Source organism: Streptomyces laculatispora (genome assembly GCF_017353455.1).
Taxonomy (GTDB): Bacteria; Actinomycetota; Actinomycetes; order Streptomycetales; family Streptomycetaceae; genus Streptomyces; species Streptomyces laculatispora.
The window spans coordinates 1-6,985 of record NZ_JAFMPZ010000198.1 but is presented as its reverse complement, the minus strand read 5'-3'; the positions used below and the strand labels follow the sequence as shown (position 1 = coordinate 6,985).

The following is a 6,985-nucleotide window of genomic DNA, read 5'->3' as shown; positions in this document are numbered from 1 at the left end:
TCCGGCACGCGCACCTGCCGTGTTGTCGTCGGTCGCCAATGCTCCGCATCGACTCCCTCCTCCGCCTTGCATCTGCACGCACCGGACCCCGCTCCCTGATCCAGCCTGATCCAAACGAAAGACCCCAGGCCTTCTTCTTCGGGGGCATCCGCCAACCGCCAGAGCCGGCGGACGCCTCAGCAGACCCATTACTGCCTCCGCTCTTCCGCCCAGACCAGGCTCCCGGTCCCGGTCCCGGCCCCCAACAAGTCTGCCGACAGGTCCGCCTTCAACTTCCCCGACCACAGCAGATGGAACAGCACCGGCAGAACCTGGATCCGGTCGCTGACCAGTGCGGCCCCTCCCATAAGCTTCTCGGCTCACTGAACACCTCCAGGACACGCTCAGCCACCGCCACTGGTCGGCCGGAGCGTGCCCGGCGATACCGTGACGCCACCGAACGTTGGCCATGAGCACCGGATCAGAACGTCCGGCCCACTCGAACTCCCAGCCCAGGGCCTCGCAGGCCTCCCGTGCCCGCTGATCCATGTCCTCCTCGGCACGGACGTCCACGACACCCAGCCCGAGGGCCGAGCAGGTGCTCAACCTTCAGTGAGCCTCACGAGCACCCGTGCAGCTTCGCCGAGAATCACGGAATCTTCGCTGAGACAGGTCAGATGCGCGGTCCACCGATCCTGAATTGGCCTTGGCCTGCGGCTTCGCGGCGCGCCTACGGTCGGGACATGAGGATTCGAATCGTCGACGCGTTCACCGACCGCCCCTTCACCGGCAATCCCGCAGGCGTCCTGCTGTTCGGCCCGGACGGCTTCCCCGACGACAGCCGGCTCCAGCAGATCGCGGCGGAGCTGAACCTGTCGGAAACCGCGTTCGCGCACCCCCTGCCGCCGGGCGGCGCCGCCGACTGGGCGCTGCGCTGGTTCACCCCGGCCACCGAGGTCGACATGTGCGGCCACGCCACCCTCGCCACCGCCCACATCCTGCACACCACCGCGACCGCGAGCGGCGCGGTGCGGTTCGCCGCACGGTGCGGCATCCTCACCTCGACCGCACAGCCGGACGGCTCAGTCACCCTCGACTTCCCCACCGCGCCGCTGACCCCGGAGGCCACGCCGCAGGGGCTGGCCGCCGCGCTGGGCGCGGAGCCCGTGTCCGTGCACGACACGGGCCCGCACACCGGCGATCTGCTCGTGGAACTGACCGACGAGGCGGCCGTACGAGGGCTGGCCCCGGATTTCGCGGCGCTGACCGCCCATTCGCGTCGCGGCGTCATCGCCACGGCCGCGGCCACCGGTCCCGGCTGCGGCTACGACTTCGTCTCCCGCGGCTTCTTCCCCGCCGTGGGCATCGACGAGGACCCCGTGACGGGGAGCGCGCACACGGCCCTGGCGCCGTTCTGGTCGGCCCGGCTCGGCCGGGACGATCTGACCGGCCTGCAGGCGTCCGCCCGGTCCGGGCTGGTCCGTACCTCACTGCGGGGCGACCGGACCCTGCTGACCGGGCGCGCGGTGACGGTCCTGGACGGGGAACTGCTCGTCGCTCTGTGAGGAGGCGGCCGCGAACGCCGGGAGGGGGTGTGCGGATCACCCCGCACACCCCCTCCCGGCATCCCGGCCCCGCGGCCCCTCACGGGGTGGGCAGCCAGCCCACCTTCCCGGCGAGCAGCGCGTATCCGACGAACGCCCCGATGTCGAGCAGGGCATGGGCCGCGACCAGCGGCCCCACCCGCTGCCAGCGGCGGTACAGCAGCACGAAGACGACCCCCATCACCATGTTCCCGATGAATCCGCCGATCCCCTGGTACAGGTGGTACGAACCGCGCAGCACCGAACTGGCCACCAGGGCAGCCATCGGGGTCCACCCCAACTGCCCCAGCCGACGCAGCAGATAACCGACGACGATCACTTCCTCCACCACGGAGTTCTGGATCGCCGACAGGATCAGGACCGGGAACTTCCACCACACGTCCGGCAGCGACTCGGGGACGACCGTGAGGTTGAATCCGACGGCCCGGACCACCAGGTAGAAGGCCAGCCCGGCGCTGCCGATGCCCGCCGCCACCAGCGCGCCGCGCCCCAGGTCCGGCCCCGGCCTGGTCCGGTCGAAACCGATCGCCCGCAGGCCCGTCCCCTCCCGGATCAGGAGATGGGCCACCAGGGCGACGGGCACGAGCGCCGTCGCGATGCCGAAGAGTTGCCAGGCGAGATCCAGCCAGGGACGCCCCGGCGCGTACGAGCTGTTGAGCATCGCCGCCTGTTCCTTCAAACCCCCCGGTTTCGTCAGTGATCCGACAAAACTGATCAGGGCAGACACCCCGCTGGCCCCCAGCGAGAGAGCCAGCACCAACACCGTCTCGGACCGCAAGATCCGTCGTGACACGGCCTTCTGAGGATAAGAATCAGCCACGCGCCCCGCCTCCACCTGTACACCTGCCCTGAGTTGTGCATTCACGTCCCGTACCACTCCCCGCCCCGCTAGGGTCTCGAATACAGGTACGAAGATCATGCGCGACAGGCCGGGGGACGAGCACCATTGCCGATGGTGTGGTCCCCCTTTTCCTTGTTCATCCTCAAGGAGGGGCACCACCGACATGGGACGTCACAGCTTGCCCGACGACGACACGACGGACGGAAGCGGGGACCGTCCATCGAGCCGCCGTCGCACCGTAGCCATCGCCACCACGCTCGTTCTCGCCGTGGCGGCGGGAACCGCGGTAGCGGCCCAGGGCGGCTTGCTGTCGTTCTCGAAGTCCTGCGAGGACTCCGCGGTGCATCTGTCCATGGTGGCCTCCCCCGACATCGCTCCCGCCGTGCGTGCCATCGCCGACAAGACGCGCGAGGACGATCTGAGATCCGACGGCCGCTGCGTCGACGTGAAGGTGGTGGCCCGTGACTCGTACAAGGTCGCCGATGCGCTCGCCGACGGCACCCGCACGCCGGACTACCAGATGTGGCTGCCGGATTCCGATCTCTGGCTGAGCCGCGCGAAGGGGACCGGCGACGCCGTGCCGCTCACACCGGGCGACTCGGTGGCCTCCTCACCCGTGACCCTGGCCATGGTGCCCTCCGCCGCCAAGACCCTCGGCTGGCCGAAGAAGAAGTACACCTGGGCCGAGTTGACGGCATCGGCGACGGAAGCCGGCAAAGTGCGGCTCGGCTCGGCCGACCCGGCGCGCAGCGCCACCGGCCTGCTGGCGCTCACCAGCATCGGCGCGTCCTCCGACAAGGAGGGCGGGGACAGCGACACCAGGGTCGCGGCCACCGCCAAACTCCTCGCCCAGCGGATGTCCGACGGCGACGGCCAGGTGCTCGGGACACTGGCCGGGGACGGCTCGGGCTCCGAGGAGGACGGTCCCGCCCGCAACCAGGCGGTGCTGCTCTCCGAACAGGCCGCGTTCGCCCACAACGCCGAGTCGACCGGGGCCGGAAAGCTGGACCTCTTCTACCCCACGGACGGCACCCCGCTGCTCGACTACCCGTTCACCCTGGTCAACGAGGACAAACTGAGTACCGGCGAGAGCCGGGCGGCGCTGCGGTTCATGACGCTGCTGTCCGAGGAGGGCGCCCAGCACACGCTGGAGGAGCACGGCTTCCGGACCACCGACGGCACGGCGGGCGAGCAGCTCGTCGCGTCGGCGGGCGGCAAGTCGCCACAGCCGTACGCCACCTCACCCGCCACCGCACCGTCCGACGACACGCTTCAGAAGACGCTCGGCATGTGGACGATCACCGTGCAGAGCGCGCGGCTCACCACGGTCGTCGACGCCTCGGGTTCGATGGCCACGATCGTGCCGGGCCGCAACCAGTCCCGGATGGACGTCACCAAGGCGTCCCTGATCGAGGCTCTCAATCAGTTCACCCCGAACGACGAGATCGGCCTCTGGGAGTTCGCCACCAGGCTCGACGGCGACAAGGACTACCGGCGGCTGATGGCGACCAGCCGGCTCGGGGAGCGGGCGAAGGGCGGCGGTACCCACCGCGAGAAGCTCGCCGCCGCGTTCTCGGCCCTGCAGCCCGTGCCGGACGGTGCGACCGGGCTGTACGACACCGCACTGGCCGCCTACAAGGAGGCGCAGCGTACCTATGTGAAGGGCAAGTTCAACGCCGTGGTGATCCTCACCGACGGCTCGAACGAGGACGACCGTTCCATTTCGCGCAGCGCCCTGATCGCCGAACTCAGGCGGATCGCCGACCCGGAGCGCCCGGTTCCGCTGCTCGCCATCGCGGTCGGCCCCGACGCCGACCGCGAAGAGGTGAACGAGATAGCCAAGGTGACCGGTGGCGGCGGCTACCAGGTCAACGACCCGGCCGAGATCCAGGCGGTGATCCTGCAGGCCGTCATGACCGCCGGACAGAGCGGCCGCGCCGCCCAGGAGTAGGGCCTCTCGTCCGGATCAGGCCGGGCTCGCGTGCCCCGGTGCCCGATCCGGCCTGATCCGAACGAAAGCCCCTGTCGCCCGCGCCGCGCGCCGGAGCGGGCGCGCCGTGTGCGAGCCTGTGCTTCCTGTGGGAGCGTGTGGGGCCGGCGGGGGCATCCCGGACCGGGCCCGGCCCCGCCGACGCTCACGTTCCGGGGACGCCCACCGGCCAGCTGTGCACGGGCTCGCCGCCCTGCATCAGTTCGCCGTACCGGCGGGTCATGGCGGCGAGCGCCGCGTCCCTCCCGAGTCCGGCGTCCCGCGCCCGGTGATAGGCGTCCGCCTGCCAGGACGCCCCGTTCGTCCGCCGCTTGCAGCGCTCCTCGATGATCCCGAGGTAGCGGTCGCGGTCGGCGGGCTCGATGTTCCACGCGTCGAGCCCGGCGGCGGCCAGCGGCAGCAGTTCGTCCCGTACGAGCTTGACGGCCGGCACCCTGGTCAGCCCGCCGGAGCGGCCGGGCCGGGGCCAGAGCAGTTCGGCGTCGATGCCCCGGCGGCAGGCGGTGTCGAAGTTCTCGGCCGCGGCGGCGAACGGCATTCTGGTCCACACCGGACGGGACTCCTCGGCAAGGGCCCGCACGAGCCCGTAGTAGAGCGCGGCGTTGGCGATCACGTCGGCGACGGTCGGCCCTGCGGGCAGCACCCGGTTCTCCACCCGGAGGTGGGGGACGCCGTCCGACAACCCGTACACCGGCCGGTTCCAGCGGTAGACCGTGCCGTTGTGCAGGACGAGTTCCTGGAGCCGGGGCACCCCGCCCTCGTCGAGGACCCGCAGCGGGTCCTCCTCGTCGCAGATGGGCAGGAGCGGGGGGAAGTAGCGCACGTTCTCCTCGAAGAGTTCGTACGCCGAACCGATCCACCGCTCCCCGAACCAGGTCCTGGGACGCACCCCTTGGTTCTGCAGTTCGGGCGGCCTGGTGTCCGTGGCCTGCTGGAAGAGCGGCGGACGCGACTCCCGCCACAGCTCGCGGCCGAACAAGAAGGGCGAATTGGCTCCCAGGGCCACCTGGACCGCGGCAACGGCCTGGGCGGCGTTCCACACATCCGCGAACCGTTCCGGGGTCACCTGCAGATGCAGCTGGACCGAGGTGCAGGCCGCCTCCGGCGTGATCGACCCGGAGGTGCAGACCAAACGCTCCACACCTTCGATATCAAGGGAGAAATCCTCGCCGCGCGCCGCCACCATTTGGTCGTTCAGCAGCGCGTAGCGGTCCACGTCGGAGAGGTTCGCGGGGACCATGTCCGCGCTGCCGACCGTGGGCAGTATTCCGATCATCATGATCCCGGCATCCACCTCGCCGGCCTTCCGGTCGGCATATCCGAGGCCGGTCCGCAGCTCTTCGGCCAGCTGATCGAGAACGCGGCCGTCCAGATGATGGGGAACAATGTTCACTTCCAGATTGAACATCCCGAGTTCTGTCTGGAAATCCCGGCTTGCGATGCGCTCCAGCACCTGTCCATTCAACATCTTCGGCATGCCGTCGGAGCCCGCCAGATTCAGCTCGATCTCCATGCCCATGAGGTTGCGCGGCCGGTCGAATCTCCGCTCCGCCAGGAGCCTCACCAGCCCCTCCAGGCACTGGTGGAGCTTCCGCCGGTACCTCTGCCGATCGGACAGGTCAAAGGCGCCCGCCACGACCTTCTCCCCCATCGAAGTGTCCCTCCTCGAGTGGGCAGCCCGCGGCCCAGGCCGCTCGCGTCACGATCGATAATGCCCAGACGAGGTGATCCATAACGCCCCGCGGACGGTGCGCACCCGCTAATCTGATGACCGCAGCCCCGGGCACATTCACTCGGCATGAAGCAGTGCACAGTTTCCACCTTCGGCACGCGAGGAATGCACCGACACGTTTCGGCCTACCGCGTCACAGGAAAAACCCGAGGCGACGGCTGCGCCGCTCGCACCGAATCAGCATAATCTCCGCATAATAAAGTCCGGATACCGTCTTGCCGGCAATAGTCGTGGCGGCTAGTGGAATCACCGCGTGAACACCTGTCGTATAAACTCCGCGGACGAGGCAGAGAGTTGACGCACCGGCTCAGTCACCGGCCTCCTCTGGCCCCACACGCCGACAGCGCCGTCTGCACCCGCCCACGCTCCACCGTGTCTCCGAAGTGAGAGGCGACCCACTATGCCGCTGCATGTTCCTCCGGCTCCCGCGCCCGCGCTGAGAAGCGTACTCGCGGCGCTCGGTTCACCCACCGCGGTCCGCGAGGCCCGCACCCCTGCCCTGCGGTCCGCCCAGGGACCGCTGAGCCCCGAGCACCCGCTCCCCGTCCATCTGCTGGACCGCATCGGACCGGGCGGGCTCACGCCCACCACCCGGCTCGCCGCCTGGCGCTTCCAGATCCGCGGAGCGGAGCGGGCGGTCGCCGCGGCGGACACCATGCTCACCCCTGACGGCTGGACCTTCTCGCACTTCTTCGAGGGCCCCTACATCGCCTCGACCGAACTCGCCCTGCGCCAGGCGGAGGCGGCAAGCACGCACTACCAGCCGAGGCTGCTGTCCATTCCCGAGCTCTACATGCTGGCGCTGTGGCTGCACGAGGACACCGAGGCCGACGCGTCCG

General features: G+C 69.7%; 5 protein-coding genes. 3 read left to right on the top strand and 2 right to left on the bottom strand.

Annotation, left to right across the window (positions count from 1 at the left end):
- The first annotated feature begins 722 nt into the window (after positions 1 to 722).
- Positions 723 to 1,544 carry a PhzF family phenazine biosynthesis protein gene (locus J1C73_RS11645; protein ID WP_207316301.1) on the top strand — a complete coding sequence of 274 codons (822 nt, stop codon included), beginning with the start codon at positions 723 to 725 and terminating at the stop codon, positions 1,542 to 1,544.
- Positions 1,545 to 1,623: 79 nt separating this feature from the next.
- Here J1C73_RS11645 and J1C73_RS11640 read toward each other — a convergent pair whose 3' ends face one another.
- The gene (locus tag J1C73_RS11640; RefSeq protein WP_207316300.1) at positions 1,624 to 2,403 is read right to left on the bottom strand and encodes a CPBP family intramembrane glutamic endopeptidase; all 780 of its coding nucleotides are present in this window, start codon (positions 2,401 to 2,403) and stop codon (positions 1,624 to 1,626) included.
- 184 nt (positions 2,404 to 2,587) lie between these two features.
- Here J1C73_RS11640 and J1C73_RS11635 point away from each other — a divergent pair, with 184 nt between their 5' ends.
- Positions 2,588 to 4,375 (top strand): substrate-binding and VWA domain-containing protein, encoded by a 1,788-nt coding sequence (locus J1C73_RS11635; protein ID WP_207316299.1) that lies wholly within the window; start codon positions 2,588 to 2,590, stop codon positions 4,373 to 4,375.
- 184 nt (positions 4,376 to 4,559) lie between these two features.
- On the opposite strand, the gene J1C73_RS35470 is transcribed toward J1C73_RS11635, so the two are convergent.
- On the bottom strand, positions 4,560 to 6,065 hold the full coding sequence (locus J1C73_RS35470) for a glutamate-cysteine ligase family protein (RefSeq protein WP_207316298.1): 1,506 nt from the start codon (positions 6,063 to 6,065) through the stop codon (positions 4,560 to 4,562).
- Between the two features lie 481 nt (positions 6,066 to 6,546).
- Between J1C73_RS35470 and J1C73_RS11625 the strand changes: the two genes are divergently transcribed.
- Positions 6,547 to 6,985, top strand: a 439-nt coding sequence (locus J1C73_RS11625; protein WP_207316297.1) for a hypothetical protein, incomplete at its 3' end; no start/stop codon positions are given.

What these genes read in the sequence shown, in the direction of transcription:
- J1C73_RS35470 (WP_207316298.1), bottom strand. Translation starts at nt 6,065, where the DNA reads ATGGGGGAGAAGGTCGTGGCGGGCGCCTTTGACCTGTCCGATCGGCAG.
- J1C73_RS11645 (WP_207316301.1), top strand. Translation starts at nt 723, where the DNA reads ATGAGGATTCGAATCGTCGACGCGTTCACCGACCGCCCCTTCACCGGC.
- J1C73_RS11635 (WP_207316299.1), top strand. Translation starts at nt 2,588, where the DNA reads ATGGGACGTCACAGCTTGCCCGACGACGACACGACGGACGGAAGCGGG.